At 64.9% G+C, this 333-nt stretch carries 1 protein-coding gene; it reads left to right on the plus strand.

The window, feature by feature from the left end; translation table 11 throughout:
* On the plus strand, positions 1 to 211 hold a 211-nt coding region (locus EN857_RS33810; RefSeq protein WP_245521685.1), incomplete at its 5' end, for a hypothetical protein.
* Positions 212 to 333: the final 122 nt, after the last annotated feature.

Here is a 333-nt window from a genome sequence, read left to right on the forward strand (position 1 = left end):
TCTGCAAATGATTTCCGTCATCATCCGCATCGTCCTGCGCTATGGCGCCGGCGTCCTCGTCGCACGCGGCCTTCTCGGCGCCGGCGATGCGGCGGCGCTGTCTGCCGATCCCGATATCCAGATGGCGCTCGAAACCGCCGTCGGCCTGGCGCTCAGCCTCGCCGCCGAGGCTTGGTATGCGCTCGCCCACAGATTCCACTGGTCGAAATGAGGTTACAAAATGGTCGAGGTCTTCACCGAACTGCTACGCCAGGCTTTGCCCTGGGTCATCGGCGCGCTGCTCCTTGTAGGCGCGCTCGCCGTGTGGTGGCTGGCATGACGGCGTTCCTGTCC

Origin of the sequence: Mesorhizobium sp. M4B.F.Ca.ET.214.01.1.1, assembly GCF_004791545.1 — a bacterium.
GTDB classification, from domain to species: Bacteria; Pseudomonadota; Alphaproteobacteria; order Rhizobiales; family Rhizobiaceae; genus Mesorhizobium; species Mesorhizobium abyssinicae.